This window comes from Nonomuraea sp. NPDC003201 (assembly GCF_053590415.1).
This window is the reverse complement of the sequence record NZ_JBSFTC010000116.1, coordinates 18,152-32,026: the sequence shown is the minus strand read 5'-3', so window position 1 is coordinate 32,026 and position 13,875 is coordinate 18,152. Positions and strand designations below refer to the sequence as shown.

Here is a 13,875-nt window from a genome sequence, read left to right as displayed (position 1 = left end):
GGCGCGGTGACCTCGGCAACGTGGCCGCCCCGACCCTGGTGATGGCTGATGCTCGCGAGCCAGGCGCCGGTGCGTGCGCGCCTCGCCGTCGGCGGCCCGCGGCCGCTAGCTGGGGAGCCTGGCCTGGGTGGCCGTGGAGACCACCGTGTCCTTCTGGGCCGAGGTCATCAGGCCGGCCGTGACCCACTCCTCCGCGGTGCGGGTCACGGTGGACACGAACGTTCCCTGGCTCGCGAAGGGCGCGTTCTTCCAGACCGCGTCGAGGAACGTCACCGAATCCGCCCGCTCGCGGTTGGGCACGCCGGAGTCGATCCTGCCGAAGACGATGGTCGGCTCGACGCGCCGGAAGTAGGCGTGGTAGCGGTCGGTGTTGTTGATGTAGAGGGGGACGAGCGGCAGGCCGTTCGCCGTGAAGCTCATCGGCCCGGTGGACGTGACGGCGCGCGCGAGGTCCCCGGACAGCGTGAAGTCCCGGTAGAAGGAGAACTGGCGGTAGGTGGTCTGGTTGCTCTTGGCGACCATCGGCACCGGCCCGTAGGCGATGCTCTGGATGGTCGGGATGTCCAGCGCCTTCTCGATCCGCAGCGAGAACGGCATCGTGATCCTCACCGTGTCGCCGCTCCGCCACTGCCGGTCGAGCGTGACGTACTCGCCGGGCTTGGCGTCGAGCTGCTGGTCGGTCGCGTTGACCAGGACCGTGAAGCCCTTTTCCACCCAGTACGGCACCCGCAGCTTCACCACCAGCCGGCCGTTGCCCGTAACCGTCAGCGTCGTCACCCCCGCGGGGTCGGCCGGGTAGTTCGTGACCTGCCTGATCACGAAGCCCTTCTCGGCCCAGTTGAGCTCCGAGGCCATGTAGAGGTTCACGTAGAGCGTCGAGTCGTCGGCGGACCGGAAGTAGATCGAGTCCTGGAACTTGGTGTGGCTCTCCAGTCCGGTGCCGCCGCAGCAGGTGCCGAGGTTGCCGTAACTGCGCGCCGAACCCGCCCGCATCGGGATGAAGTAGGTCAGCAGCGGATTGGTGGTGCTGTCGGTGTTGCGGCGGGAGGCGAGGATCTGGCCGTAGAGCGCCCGTTCGTAATACTGCATGTATTTCGGGTCGGCGGTGTGGAAGAACAGGGCCCGGCTCAGCTTGAGCATGTTGTAGTTGCAGCAGGTCTCGGCGTTGTTGGCGCCCAGGGTGCCGACGATGACGTCGCGTGCGCCGAAGAGCTCGCCATTGTCGGACGGACCCGCCAGGCCGCCGTCGGTGAACGTTCGGTGCGGGACGACCATGTCCCAGAAGTTCGCGGCCGCGTCGAAGTAGCGGCGTTCCTGGTTCTGGTCGAAGACGGACAGGTACCCGATGAACTGGGGGATGTGCTGGTTGGCGTGTTTCCGGTGGAGCGTGTCCTGCTTGTCGACGGTGGCCGCGAGGAGGGCGGTGTTGTCGAAGCACTTGGCCGTCGCGAGGTACTCCGCCTTGCCGCTGAGGGCGTAGAGGTCGGCCATCACGATGTTCATGCCGTTGTACTCGCCGGCGATGTAGATGCCCCACATGCGGTCGAGCTGGGCTCGCGGAAGGTGGCCCAGCCTGCTGTGAACCCAGTCGCCCATCTTGAGCACGATCTCGAGCGCCTGCTCGTTGCCGGCGTACTGGTAGGCGTCGAGCAGCCCTCTCATGATCATGTGACAGGTGTAGTACGGCGCCCAGATCGTGGGGTAGGTCGCGTACTGCTCCAGCTGGATGAACTGCGTCTCGGGGTAGGCGGCCAGGAAGCCGGGGTGGCTCGGTCCGCCGGGTTGCCCGACCTTCGCGGCCAGCGCGTTCTGGCACTCGCCCAGCGCGGTGACCATGTAGTCGACCTTGTTCTTGTAGAAGGCGTCACCGGAGCCTGCGTAAGCCAGAGCGAGGGCGCTGAGGAAGTGCCCGCTGTAGTGACCGCGCAGATTGCCGGTCGCGTCGTCCCAGCCGCCGGGCGGCTGCGCGCCCAGCGTGTCCAGACCGGCGTTGGCCCGGAAATTGGCCAGCATGCGGTCGGCCGAATAGGACCGCAGGAAGGTCAGGATGCGATCCCGGTTGGCGGTGAACAGGCTCGCGCCCAGCGTGACCTGGCTGTTCGCGAACGGCTTCACGATCCAGCTGCCGGGCACCGGGGGGTCGTTCTGCTGCAGCGGGGCCACCATGCGGGCCGCTGCCCGGGCCGTTCCGGTGGACGTCGCCAACGCGAGCGCGGAGGGGGTGGCGACCGCTAACACCGCCAGCCGAAGGGCCTCGCGCCTGGGCACCATTTCTGACATCGCACTGTCCTCTTCGTCGCTCGGGATCCGATGGGGAGGGCATGTGGGCCGCGGAATGGTAGCGCTAACATTTATGCCTCTGGAGCTGGTCCGCGTGGTCGATGGGGGCTGTTACGTCGGCTCAGGTCGAAGGGGTCGCGCTTCTTTCCAGGCCCACATTTCGGGAGTGTCAACGACCTCATCGGGCTCGTCAAGAGACCGTGAGCGACATTGCGCCTGCCGAAAGCGGTCATCTTCTGTCGTACTCGCCCGTTGCCGCGGCGAAGGCACGGATCAACGGGTTCTCCGCCGTGGTGCGCCACGCCAGAGCCCACTGGCAGGGCGGGGCGTCGCGGATGGGTACGGGCCCAGAGGTGCGTGATGTGCAGGCGCTCAGCGGTGGGGCTGAAATGCGACTCCTCGGCGAGCGTTGCGTGGGCTTCGCATGGGTTCCGCCAGTTCGCCGAGGCTGCGGACCGCGGTCGCCAGTGCCTCCACCCCTTCGGCGATCCGGCCTTCGGTCAGGTCGCCGTAGCCGAGGATCAGTCCCTGGCGTCCCGGTCCGGCCAGCCGGTACGGCCCGACGCCGGCGACGCGTACACCGTGATCGGCGGCGGCCGCCACCACGTCGTCCTCCCCCATTCCGTCCGGGAGCCAGACCACGAGGTGCAGCCCGGCCGCCACCCCGGTGGGTTCGAAGCCGGGAAGGGACTCGGCGAGCCGGGTGAGCAGGACGTCGCGGCGGCGCCGGTAGACGGGGCGCATCCGGCGCAGGTGGCGGTCGAGTTCGCCGCGTACGAGGAAGTCGGCGAAGGCGAGCTGCTCGATGGCCGGTGAGCCGCGATCGGCCAGCAGCTTGGCCTCGGCGATCGCGCCGGACAGGTGCGCCGGCACCACGAGCCAGCCCAGGCGGAGCCCAGGAGCGAGGATCTTGCTGAGTGAGCCGGCGTAGAGCACGACGTCGGCGGCGAGACCCTGCATGGCTCCGATGGGGGCGCGGTCATAGCGGTACTCGGCGTCGTAGTCGTCCTCCAGGACGAGCGCGCCGCGGGTCCGGGCCCACCGGACCACCTCCGTACGCGTCCGGGCCGACAGCACGCCGCCGAGCGGCCACTGGTGCGAAGGGGTGAGGACGACGAGATCGGCGTCCGCGCGCTCCAGAGCGGACGGTTCGATGCCGTCGCCGGTCATCGGCAGGGGGACGACGTCGAGCCCGTGCAGGCCCGCGAGCAGCCGGATGTCGTCGGTCGACGGGTCCTCCACGGCGATCCGGCGCGCGCCGCGGCCGGCGAGCACGCCGATGATCAGCGCCGCCGCCTGCCCGTATCCGCTGGTGATGAGCACCTGGGAGGGGTCGGCGGAAGTGCCGCGGACGCGGTTGAGGTAGTCGGCCACAGCTGTGCGCAGCTCGGGCAGACCGTACCCGTCGAGGTAGTTGAGCCGGCTGTGCGGCGCGCTGGTCAGCACCCGCCTGAGCGAGCGCAGCCAGGCCTCGCGGGGGAAGCTGGCCGGGTCGATGCGACCGTACCCGAAGTCGATGTACGGGGCGTCGCTCCGCGGCGGCGAGGTCGCGGCGGCGGCCTGCCCGCGTAAGGCGGCCACCCGCGTGTAGGAGCCGGGGGTGCTGGTGAGGTAGCCCTCGGCGAGGAGCTGGTTGTAGGCCTCGACCACGACGCCGCGGGAGACGCCGATCTCGGTGGCGAGCCGGCGCGAGGAGGGTAGCGAGGCTCCGTGGCGCAGGCGGCCCGTGCGGATGCCGTCGCGCAGGACCGCCTCGATCTGCCGGTGCAGCGGCGTGGCGCCGGTCCGGTCGAGCTCCACCAGCAGGTCGTGCGCCAGGGTCGAGTTCACCGTGCTCACCCGTCGCAGCGTAGCGAGGCTCAACCGGCGGCGAAGGCGCCGACGGAGGCCGCGCACAACAGCAGCCCGGCGGCGTGCGTCAGGCTGGTCCGCTCCCGCAGCACCAGGGCGGCCAGGGCGACCGTGAAGGCGGGGTAGAGGGAGGTGATCACGGCCGAGACGGCGAGTGTCGCCTCGCGGGTGGACAAGGCGTACAGCACGGTCGAACATACGCCCAGGACGCCCGGCCAGACCGCGGCCCACGGCACCCGTGCCGCTCCGGCGGTCCGGTCGAGGTCAACGGTCCGGCCGACTTCGATGGTTCGGCCGGCTTTGTCGGCCCTGTCGGCTTCGACGGTCCTATCGGCTTCGGCGGATCGGGCTGTGTTCCGGCGGCCGGCCAGCACGAAGACGGCCAGGACGGCGACGGCGGACAGTTGGCTCGCGGCCACCGGCCACAGGCCCGCGGTGTCCCCCGCCCGGTCGAGGCAGACGAACAAGGCGGCGAACCCGAGCCCGGCCAGCAGCCCCTCGACCACCCCACCACCGCCGCGCCGGCCCGGCTGCGCGGCGACCAGCCAGATCCCGGGGATGGCCAGGCCGACGCCGACAACCGCGAGCGAGGTGAACTCACCGCCGGACAGCAGGTGGACCGGGATGGGCAGACCGGCCGCGCCGACGGCCGACAGCGGCCCGGCCACGTTCATCCGGCCCCGGGACAGCCCGCGGTAGAGAGCCAGCGTGCCGACCGCCCCGCCGAGTCCGGCGCCGATCCCCCATCCGATCGCCCCGCCGGTCCCCCATTCGATCGTGCCCATATCGGGGTGAACGCTGACAGCAAGCGCGGCGGCCAGCCCGCCGATCGCGGCGGCGGACTGCCCGACAAGCCCGACCAGCGCGTAGTGGCTGCGGCGCGACAGCATCCCGCCGAGAAAGTCCGAGGCGCCGTACAGGGCGGCGGCGGCCAGGGCGAGCAGGATCGCCGTCGGCATCAGTGCTCACCACCCGACGTGATGGCGTCGTTCCAGGAGATCAGCCGCTGCCCAGCCAGGCTCAAGGGCGACTCCACACCGACGCCGTTGCCGGCCGGCGGCGGGCTGATGTCCGCGAAGGTCCGTTCCACGATCTCTTCCTCTCTCAGCGGCATCGCGTGCGTTGCCCATGCTGCTGGCGGATTGGACGGTGTGACAGGACCGATTTCGGTCTGTGAGGGAGGTCCGATTTCGGCCCCTGCCGGGGCCTGTGCCGCGCGAAGCGTGTATTCGCCTGATGCCCGGGCAGTGGAAGAACTCGTTCCTGGATAGCGGAAAACCGTGTGCGTTCGTACGCACAGGAGGAGATGAATATGTCCCGGAAGGAAAAGGCCAAGGGCAAGGCCGAGGAGACCAAGGGCATGGCCAAGGAGCGTGTCGGCGATCTCACCGGCAACGAGTCTCTGCAGGCCAGGGGGAAGGCAGAGAAGGCCAAGGCCAATCTGCGGCAGGCAAAGGAGAAGGCGAAGGACGCCTTCAAGAAATAGCGTTCGGCAACGGCGGCGGAAGCCCTTCTGGAATGGGCTTCCGCCGCCGTCCGCCGTCCGGCGACGGGTGAGCGGTTTGCGTGGAGCGTTCAGCGTCCTCTGCGCATGTAGGCGCGGAGCGACAGCGGGACGAAGATCACCAGCAGCGCGGCCGACCAGAGCAGGACGGCGGTCACCGGATGCGCGAGTGGCCAGGCCACGCTTCCGGACGGGGCGCCCGGGTTGCCGAACAGCTCCCGTGAGGCGGCGGTGAGGCGCTCACCGGGTTCCAGTCGGACAGGAAGCGCAGCGCAGCCATCGCGTGGAGCTGGCGACACAGCTCGTCGTCCGCGAGCCCGCCAGCCTGACCTCGCCATAGGGGCCGTGCGGTGCCCGGCAATCGCCGTGGCGGGCAATGTGGGCAGATATGTACGTGTGTACATTGGATGTGTACGCTTGTACGTATGACGTCCGACTTCGATGGCCGCTCGATGCGCGAACGGATGCTCGCCGGCGACCTCTACATCGCCGACGACCCCGAGCTGGCCGAGCACAACCTGCGCGCCATGGACCTGATGGACGCCTACAACGCGACATCGGCCCGCGACCCGCGGGAACGACGCCGGCTGCTCACCGAGCTGCTGGGCGCGATCGGCGAGGGCACGGAGATCCGGCCGCCGCTGCGGGTCGACTACGGCAGCCACCTCCGCATCGGCGCCCGGTCGTTCGCCAACTTCGGCCTCGTCGCCCTGGACGTCGCGCCGATCGTCATCGGCGACGACGTGCAGATCGGCTCCTACGTGCAGCTCATGACGCCGACGCACCCGCTCGACCCGGAGCTCCGCCGGGCGAAGTGGGAGGCCGCCGAGCCGATCACCATCGGCGACAACGTGTGGCTGGGCAGCGGGGCGATCGTCCTGGGCGGCGTCACGATCGGGGAGAACACCGTGGTCGGCGCCGGCGCGGTGGTCACCAGGGATCTCCCGGCGAACGTCGTCGCGGTGGGCAATCCCGCCCGCGTGATCCGCACGATCGAGCCGGGCACGCCGTGAGCGGCCCCGTCACCCCGCGGCGGCCTCGCCGGCACGACCCCGGGCGGCGGGACCGGCTGATCGACGCGGCGCTCACCGTCATCGCGGAGCGCGGCGTCGCCGGGACGACGCACCGGGAGATCGCCCGCGCCGCGGACGTGCCGCTGGGCTCGATGACCTACCACTTCACGTCGCTGGACGAGGTGCTCGCCGAGGCGTTCACCCGGCACGCCGACTCGGTGGCCCGCGTCTTCGACGAGCGCCTGAGCGCCGCAAGGGACCGCGACGCGGCGGCCGAGGCCGTCATCACGCTGGTCTCGGACGACCTGCTCGGCTCGCGGCACGACCTCGTCCTCACCGTGGAGCTGTACGTGGCCGCCGCGCGCAACCCGGCCCTGCGGGTCGTCACCCAGGCCTGGATGGCGCGCAGCCGCCGGGCGCTGGAGCGCCACTTCGACGCCACCACCGCCCGGGAGCTCGACGCGCTCATCGAAGGGCTCGTGCTGCACAGCGCCCTGTCGACCGACCCGATGACGCCCGAGCAGATCCGCCACGCCATCCACCGGTACCTGCGCTGATCCCCTCCACCGCGCCTACGCGATCGGAACGCCGATGTCCGCTGCCCCTCCCACCACGCCCACTCGCCAGGCCCGCCAGGCCCGCGCCGCCGTCGCCGCGCTGTTCCTCACGAACGGCGCCGTGTTCTTCAACATCGTCCCGCGATACCCGCAGATCAAGGCCGAGCTCGGCCTGAGCAACGCCGTCTTCGGCACCGCGCTGGCCGCGCACCCGATCGGCGCGCTGCTGGCCGGGCTGCTCGCCGGAGCCGCCATCCGCCGCTTCCGCTCCGCGCGCGTGGCGTCGCTGGGGATCGTGGTGACCACTGTCGCGACGCTGTTCATCCCCCTGGTGCCGAACTGGGTCGCGTTCGGCGGCGTGCTGTTCGTCGTGGGCGCCCTCGACGCGGTCGTCGACGTCGCGCAGAACGCCCACGGCCTGCGGGTGCAGCGTCTGTACGGCCGGTCCATCGTCAACTCGCTGCACGGCGTGTGGAGCATCGGCGCCGTCCTGGGCGGCCTGATGGGCTCGGCCGCCGCCGGCCTCGACATGCCCCTCGCGGTCCACCTGGGGATCTCCGCGACGCTGTTCAGCGTGACCGCCCTCGTCGCCTACCGGTTCCTGCTCCCCGGCCCGGAAGACGCCGAACGCCCTGCCGAAGCCCAGGACGGCCACCCGGCCGAGACCCAGGACGGCCACCCGGCACGCCGTGCCGGCCGGCGCTCGTTCACCGGCGCCGCCGTACGGATGCTTGCCGCGCTCGGCGTGCTGGCCGCGTGCGGCACCCTCGTCGAGGACGCCGGCGCGTCCTGGGGCGCCCTCTACCTGAGCGGCGACCTGCGCACCGACGCCGCCACCGCCGGCCTGGCCGTCGTGGCCCTCCAGGTCGCCATGACCGTCGGCCGCCTCACCGGCGACCGCGTCGTGGACCGCTTCGGGCAGCGTACCGTCGTGCGTTCAGGAGGGGCGCTGGCCGCGGTCGGCATGGGCGCCGCCCTGGCCATGCCGTCCGTTCCGACCGCGCTGGCCGGCTTCGCCCTCGCCGGGCTCGGCGTCGCCACCCTCGTCCCGGCCGCCATGCACACCGCCGACGAACTGCCCGGCCTGCCCGCCGGCGCCGGCCTGACCATCGTCAGCTGGCTGCTGCGCGGAGGGTTCCTGCTGTCGCCTCCCCTCGTCGGGTTCGTCGCCGACCTCACCAGCCTGCGCGTCGGCCTGCTCTCCGTCGTCCTGGCCGGCGCCGTCACGTTCGTCCTGGCCCGCGTCCTGGTGAACCGCACCCCCGCCTGAACCGCCGCGCCCGCCGCCGTTGACACGTCTCCGAAAGGAGATCTACGATCCGATCGAATCGATTCGCTAACATCCCTAAACAGACCTTGTTATACCTGCATCCCAGCATGCCGAATCGATTCCCTTCGTGGCCCTCCCTCCATCCCTCGAAGGAGCCACCCAAGATGAAGACCACTCCACACCGCGCATTGGCCGCGATGCTCATCGCCGTCACCCTCCAGGCCGTCCCGGCGCCGGCGCAGGCCGCGGACGAATCCATCAGCGTCGACTTCTCCGTGGCCGGCGGCGCCCCGGCCTACCGCGCGTCCGGCTGGATCTACGGCATGACGGAGAACGCGTCAGGACCGGCGGACCACTTCTTCCGCGACGTGAAGTTCCGGTACATGCGGGCCGGCGGCGCGCAACTCGGCTCGCCGGGCGGCTGGGTCTCGGGCGCCTACGACCGCAGGTGGAACGCGACGCTGGCCCAGGCCCGCCGGACGATCGCGCTCGGCGGCCAGTTCATCATCCTCCCGCACGACCTGTGGGGAGCCGACGGGTATCCGATCTCGCGCTTCCCCGGCGACAACGGCGACTGGTCCGACTACGACGCCTTCCTCACCCGCCTGATCAACGACGTGCGGGCCGCCGGGATCACCGTGCAGTGGGACATCTGGAACGAGCCCAACCTCTCCCTGTTCTGGAACCGCCCGCAGGCCCAGTACTTCGAGCTGTGGCGCCGCAGCTACCAGCGCATCCGCGCCGCCTTCCCCTGCCACCTGATCGTCGGCCCCAGCTGCGCCTGCGTGCCCTCCACCACGCACCCCTTCTGGAACGCCTACCTCGACTTCGTCCGCGCCAACAACGTCGTCCCCGACATCGTCAGCTGGCACTCCCTGCCCGGCGACCCGGTGGCCAACGTGGCGGCCGCCAACGCCACGCTCGACGCGCGCGGCATCCCGCATCCGCGGCCGTACCAGATCAACGAGTACGCCGCGGCCAACGAGCAGAACCCGGGAGACGGCGCGTGGTACATCGCCCGGCTGGAGCGGGCGGGCGCCGACGGGCTGCGCGCGAACTGGGCGAGCGCCGGCAACCTGCACAACGATCTGGCGAGCCTGCTCGTCCGCAACAGCGCGGGGCAGCACCTGCCCAAGGGCGAATGGTGGGTCTACCGCTTCTACGGCTCCCAGACCGGCCAGATCGTCTCGGTGACCCCGAGCACGTCCTACGACGCCTTCGCCACCAGGACGACCGGCGCGGCCAAGGTCCTCGTGGGCGGCGGCGGGACGACCGGCAACGTCGCCGTCGGTCTCCGGCGGCTCGACGCCACCAGCGGCATCGTGCAGAACAACCAGGTCCGCGCGGTCGTCCAGCGCATCCCGTTCAACGGCGGCGGCGCCGTCCAGGGGCCGATCACCGTTCAGGACACAGTCCTGACGCTGTCCGGCAACGCCGCCACGCTGAACCTGCCGCACACCAACGCCGACGACACGCTCACCGTCACCCTGCTGCCGCCGTCGGACGCCGGCTTCCAGTCCGTCGCCGTCGCGCAGCACTCCCAGCAGTGCCTGGACAACACCGACCTCGGCACGGCCGACGGCAACGTGCAGCAGCAGTTCTACTGCGAAGGCGGCGACCAGCAGCTGTGGAACTTCCGGCCGGTCGCCGGCGTGGCGAACACCTACACGCTGGTCAACCAGCAGAGCGGGAAGTGCCTGGACGTGAGCGCGTCGGCCACTGCCGACGGCGCGCCGGTGCGCCAGTGGACGTGCGCCGGCGGAGCGCAGAACCAGCAGTTCACGCTGCGCAAGGTCACCTACGGAGGCAACGACCCCCATGACTACCAGCTCGTCGCCCGCCACAGCGGCAAGTGCGTCGACGTGAGCACCATCTCGACCGCACCCAGGGCTCCCGTCCACCAGTGGACCTGCAACCCGGCCGGCCAGGCCAGTCCACTCAACCAGACCTGGCGGCTCTGGGGCCGCTGAGCGTCACGTCCTGCGCCTCTCGTGGGCGGCGGCCAGGTGGAGGTAGGCACTGGCCGTCCAGGTGTAGGCGCGATCGCGCAGTCCCTCGCCGGTGCGGGCGTCGAAGTTCTCGGCGAACCCCGACGCCTCGCACAGCGCGCGGAAGCGGGCGCTGATCTCGTCGGCCAGGTCCGGGTAACCGGCGCGGCGCAGCCCGTCCTCGATCAGTACGGTCGAGGGCGCCCAGATGGGGCCGCGCCAGTAGCCGTCGTCCAGGTAGCGCGGCGAGCCGGGCAGCTCGGTGGCGGGCCCGAACGCGGTCAGGTGCCGCTCGATCCGGGCGGCCAGCGCCGCCCGGATCGGGTGCGGCAGCTCCTCCCCCAGCACGATCGGCATGAGGTCGAGCAGGCTGGAGCTGGACCAGGTACGCCCCGAGAGCGCGCCCCGGGCGACGAACTTCTCGCCGTCCCACAGCTCGGCCAGGAGCGCGTCGCGCATCCGGTCGGCCTGCGTACTCCACCGGGCGGACGTGCCCGGATCGGGGGCCAGGCGGGCCAGCTCGCGCAGCTGCAGCACGAGGAACGCGGCCAGGTCGGCGGTCTCGACGACGCGCTCGGGGTCGAAGGTGGTGGCGTTGTCCCAGCCGCTGTCGTTGCCGTGCTGGTAGTGCGGCAGCGTCCGGCCCGGGGCGCGCCGGGCGTCGAGCCAGAACGTGGTCCAGCGTTCCAGCAGCCGGTAGGTCTCGGCCGGGTCGGGAGGTAGAGGGAGGTGGCGCAGGGCCCAGCCGTGGATGGGGGGCTTGACGAAGTTGTAGAGGATCTCGGAGTGGGTGACGGAGTCGGGCAGCGCGCCGGCGGCGTCCTGGTGGTCGAAGGGCAGGTGGTACTGGTCCCAGGCCAGGCCGGGCAACCCTTCGCCGAGGGCGATGGCGTTGAAGCAGTGGTCCCAGCTCCAGACCTTGTCCATCCAGTGCTTGGACATGAGGACGGCGGGCCGGGTGACGAACCCGGCGGGGCGTACGGTGGCCGACCACAGCACGTAGGCGGCCAGTTCGGCGGCGGGCGTGCGATCGCCGCGCCAGGGCGCGACCGCCGCGGCGAACGCGTCGAACTCGGCCCGCGCGGCCTTCACCACCTGCTCGAAGGCGTGGCCGCTCAGGTAGGGGGCGCGGGCGGTCTCGTACTCCTCGATGGCGATCTCCCATTCGCCGCCGAGGACGAGACCGCGTTCGGCGCTGCCCAGCGTCTGCGCGCCGAGGTGTTCGGCCTGGCCGCCGAGGACGGTGATCCGGTAGCGGCGGCCGGTCTGGTAGACGGTGAAGACGTACGATCCGTCGACGGGGTCCCGGTAGAAGTACGGGCCGCTGAACGGTGTCAGGACCGGGTCGGCGGCCAGCAGGCGGAGCCCGAGGCCGCGGCCGCGCACGCGTACGGTGTCGGCGCTCTCGTAGGCGAGGTCGATCCGGCCGCCGCCACCGCTCCAGGTGAGCTGGTGCGGGGTGGCGGTGACGGCGGCCTCGGCGGTGGGGATCAGCCGCAGGATCGCGTGCATGCCGGTCTGGTGCGAGACCAGGTGCACGTCCTCGGCGTAGGTCTTCTCCGCCACCACGGGCGAGAAGCCGAACCAGGATCCGCAGTAGCTGAACGGGATTTCCCGCAGGGAGAACACCGGGCCCGAAGCGGCGACGGTCATGGAGCGAGGGTCCCTTCTCAATCTTTGACGGCGCCCGCGGTGACGCCGGCGGCGACGTAGCGCTGGGCGACGACGAGCAGGATCGTGGCCGGGACGGAGGCGATCACGGCGGTGGCCATGATGGCGTTCCACTCCTGGTTGTTGTTGCCGATGTAGTGGTAGATGCCGAGGGTGATGGGCTGGTGGTCGCCGCCCTGGTCGAGGGTGGAGGCGAAGATGAAGTCCGACCACGCCCACAGGAAGGCGAACAGCGACACCGTGATGAGCGAGTTGCGGCTGACGGGCAGCACGATCGAGACGAACGTGCGCACCACCCCGGCGCCGTCGGTGCGGGCGGCCTGCAGCAGCTCCTCGGGGATGCCGGACATGAACGTGGTCAGGATCAGCACCGCGAACGGCACGGCGAGGGTGGAGTCGGCCACGATCAGCCCGGGAACGGTGTTGAGCACGCCGGTGGACAGGTAGACGGCGTAGAAGCCCATCGCCATGATGATCCCGGGGATCATCTGCGCGACGAGCAGCACGAAGCTCAGCGCTCCCCCGCCGCGCGGGCGCAGCTTGGCCAGCGAGTACGCCGCCGGCGCCGCGAGCAGCAGGGTCAGCGCCACCGTCCCCAGCCCGACGACCAGGCTCACCCCCAGATAGGGCAACTGCTGGTCCAGCACCGTCCGGTAGCCGTCCAGGGTGCCGTCGACCGGGAACCAGTTCGGCGGGCTCTTGCGCATGTCCTGGTCACGGGTGAACGACACGTTGATCATCCAGTAGACCGGGAACAGCATCACGGCGGTCAGCACCAGCCCGATCGCGGTCTTGAGGCGCCTCATGCCAGGGCCTGCCTGCGCTGCGCGCGGATGTAGACCAGCCCGAAGGCCAGCGCCGTCAGGATGAGCAGGTTGCCCACGGCGGCGCCGGGTCCGAAGGCGGGCACCAGGTTGCCGAACCCGAGCCGGTAGGACCAGGTCGCGAACGTGGTCGAGGCCCCACTCGGCCCGCCCTTCGTCATGATCCAGATGATGTCGAACACCTTCAGCGTGTAGACCAGGCCGAGCAGCAGCGTGATCGCCGACACCGGCCGCAGCAGCGGGAACGTCACCTTCCAGAACCGCTGCCACCCGCCCGCCCCGTCCAGCGCGGCGGCCTCGTAGATGGCCGGCGGGATCGCCTGCAGCCCGGAGTAGAGGACGACGAGGTTGAACGGGATGCCGATCCAGATGTTGGCGATGATGACGGACCAGAGCGACCAGTCCGGCGAGGTCAGCCAGTTGACCGGCCCGATCCCGAACCAGTCCAGGACGGCGTTGACCACGCCGGAGTCGCTGTTGAGCATCCACGACCACGTCGAGGCCGACACGATCAGCGGCAGCAGCCACGGCACCAGGAACAGCCCTCTGAGCGTGGCGGACAGCCGGAAGTTCTTCAGGAAGAACAGCGCCAGCGCGAGCCCGATGACGAACTGGAAGGCCAGCGAGACCAGCGTGAACACCACCGTGTGCCACAGCGCGGGCCCGAAGGTCGCGTCCGCGAAGACCTTGGCGTAGTTGGCGAACCCGGCGAACGGGGCGTCGCCCTGCACGAACGAGCGCACCGTGTAATTGCGTAGGCTCAGCTCGGCGTTGCGGTAGAGCGGATAGGCGTAGAAGGCCAGCAGGTAGAGCACGACCGGGGCGAGGAAGGCCCAGGCCGCCCACTGTCCCGACCGCGCGCGTGCCGCCCGGTGACCGTGGGCCGTCGTCCGGGCGGAACGCACGGGTTCCTGTAT

12 protein-coding genes are annotated in these 13,875 nt (G+C 70.7%); 5 read left to right on the top strand and 7 right to left on the bottom strand.

The window, feature by feature from the left end; all coding sequences use genetic code 11:
- Nucleotides 1-105 precede the first annotated feature (105 nt).
- The 4 genes from ACWDX9_RS32535 to ACWDX9_RS32520 form a co-directional block, all read right to left on the bottom strand.
- Nucleotides 106-2,280 (bottom strand): beta-L-arabinofuranosidase domain-containing protein, encoded by a 2,175-nt coding sequence (locus tag ACWDX9_RS32535; protein WP_449960638.1) that lies wholly within the window; start codon nucleotides 2,278-2,280, stop codon nucleotides 106-108.
- 372 nt (nucleotides 2,281-2,652) lie between these two features.
- The gene (pdxR, locus tag ACWDX9_RS32530) at nucleotides 2,653-4,119 is read right to left on the bottom strand and encodes a MocR-like pyridoxine biosynthesis transcription factor PdxR (RefSeq protein ID WP_449960635.1); all 1,467 of its coding nucleotides are present in this window, start codon (nucleotides 4,117-4,119) and stop codon (nucleotides 2,653-2,655) included.
- A 20-nt stretch (nucleotides 4,120-4,139) separates the two neighbouring features.
- A complete protein-coding gene (locus ACWDX9_RS32525) occupies nucleotides 4,140-5,090 on the bottom strand; it encodes an EamA family transporter (protein ID WP_449960632.1) in 951 nt (316 codons plus the stop codon).
- Nucleotides 5,090-5,221, bottom strand: a complete 132-nt coding sequence (locus ACWDX9_RS32520; protein ID WP_449960629.1) for a hypothetical protein — start codon at nucleotides 5,219-5,221, stop codon at nucleotides 5,090-5,092. The genes ACWDX9_RS32525 and ACWDX9_RS32520 overlap by 1 nt, the downstream gene beginning before the upstream one ends.
- A gap of 222 nt (nucleotides 5,222-5,443) precedes the next feature.
- On the opposite strand from ACWDX9_RS32520, the gene ACWDX9_RS32515 reads away from it, so the two are divergent.
- The 5 genes from ACWDX9_RS32515 to ACWDX9_RS32495 all read left to right on the top strand — a co-directional run bounded on the left by ACWDX9_RS32515 (nucleotide 5,444) and on the right by ACWDX9_RS32495 (nucleotide 10,445).
- Nucleotides 5,444-5,617 carry a CsbD family protein gene (locus ACWDX9_RS32515; RefSeq protein WP_449960627.1) on the top strand — a complete coding sequence of 58 codons (174 nt, stop codon included), beginning with the start codon at nucleotides 5,444-5,446 and terminating at the stop codon, nucleotides 5,615-5,617.
- A 443-nt stretch (nucleotides 5,618-6,060) separates the two neighbouring features.
- On the top strand, nucleotides 6,061-6,648 hold the full coding sequence (locus ACWDX9_RS32510; protein WP_449960624.1) for a sugar O-acetyltransferase: 588 nt from the start codon (nucleotides 6,061-6,063) through the stop codon (nucleotides 6,646-6,648).
- The gene (locus ACWDX9_RS32505) at nucleotides 6,645-7,205 is read left to right on the top strand and encodes a TetR/AcrR family transcriptional regulator (protein ID WP_449960621.1); all 561 of its coding nucleotides are present in this window, start codon (nucleotides 6,645-6,647) and stop codon (nucleotides 7,203-7,205) included. The genes ACWDX9_RS32510 and ACWDX9_RS32505 overlap by 4 nt, the downstream gene beginning before the upstream one ends.
- A gap of 34 nt (nucleotides 7,206-7,239) precedes the next feature.
- Nucleotides 7,240-8,475 (top strand): MFS transporter, encoded by a 1,236-nt coding sequence (locus ACWDX9_RS32500; RefSeq protein WP_449960618.1) that lies wholly within the window; start codon nucleotides 7,240-7,242, stop codon nucleotides 8,473-8,475.
- A gap of 164 nt (nucleotides 8,476-8,639) precedes the next feature.
- Nucleotides 8,640-10,445, top strand: a complete 1,806-nt coding sequence (locus ACWDX9_RS32495; RefSeq protein ID WP_449960615.1) for an RICIN domain-containing protein — start codon at nucleotides 8,640-8,642, stop codon at nucleotides 10,443-10,445.
- Between the two features lie 3 nt (nucleotides 10,446-10,448).
- Here the strand turns inward: ACWDX9_RS32495 and ACWDX9_RS32490 are convergent, their stop codons facing one another.
- The 3 genes from ACWDX9_RS32490 to ACWDX9_RS32480 are packed head-to-tail and all read right to left on the bottom strand — an operon-like array spanning nucleotide 10,449 to nucleotide 13,863.
- Nucleotides 10,449-12,116, bottom strand: a complete 1,668-nt coding sequence (locus ACWDX9_RS32490) for an amylo-alpha-1,6-glucosidase (protein WP_449960612.1) — start codon at nucleotides 12,114-12,116, stop codon at nucleotides 10,449-10,451.
- A gap of 17 nt (nucleotides 12,117-12,133) precedes the next feature.
- A complete protein-coding gene (locus ACWDX9_RS32485; RefSeq protein ID WP_449960609.1) occupies nucleotides 12,134-12,940 on the bottom strand; it encodes a carbohydrate ABC transporter permease in 807 nt (268 codons plus the stop codon).
- Complete coding sequence (locus ACWDX9_RS32480; protein WP_449960606.1) at nucleotides 12,937-13,863, bottom strand: carbohydrate ABC transporter permease; 927 nt, start codon at nucleotides 13,861-13,863, stop codon at nucleotides 12,937-12,939. The genes ACWDX9_RS32485 and ACWDX9_RS32480 overlap by 4 nt, the downstream gene beginning before the upstream one ends.
- Nucleotides 13,864-13,875 lie beyond the last annotated feature (12 nt).

Coding starts and splice junctions, on each gene's coding strand:
- ACWDX9_RS32500 (WP_449960618.1), top strand. CDS start 7,240: ATGTCCGCTGCCCCTCCCACCACGCCCACTCGCCAGGCCCGCCAGGCC.
- ACWDX9_RS32490 (WP_449960612.1), bottom strand. CDS start 12,116: ATGACCGTCGCCGCTTCGGGCCCGGTGTTCTCCCTGCGGGAAATCCCG.
- ACWDX9_RS32515 (WP_449960627.1), top strand. CDS start 5,444: ATGTCCCGGAAGGAAAAGGCCAAGGGCAAGGCCGAGGAGACCAAGGGC.
- ACWDX9_RS32535 (WP_449960638.1), bottom strand. CDS start 2,280: ATGTCAGAAATGGTGCCCAGGCGCGAGGCCCTTCGGCTGGCGGTGTTA.
- ACWDX9_RS32485 (WP_449960609.1), bottom strand. CDS start 12,940: ATGAGGCGCCTCAAGACCGCGATCGGGCTGGTGCTGACCGCCGTGATG.
- ACWDX9_RS32510 (WP_449960624.1), top strand. CDS start 6,061: ATGACGTCCGACTTCGATGGCCGCTCGATGCGCGAACGGATGCTCGCC.
- ACWDX9_RS32495 (WP_449960615.1), top strand. CDS start 8,640: ATGAAGACCACTCCACACCGCGCATTGGCCGCGATGCTCATCGCCGTC.
- ACWDX9_RS32525 (WP_449960632.1), bottom strand. CDS start 5,090: ATGCCGACGGCGATCCTGCTCGCCCTGGCCGCCGCCGCCCTGTACGGC.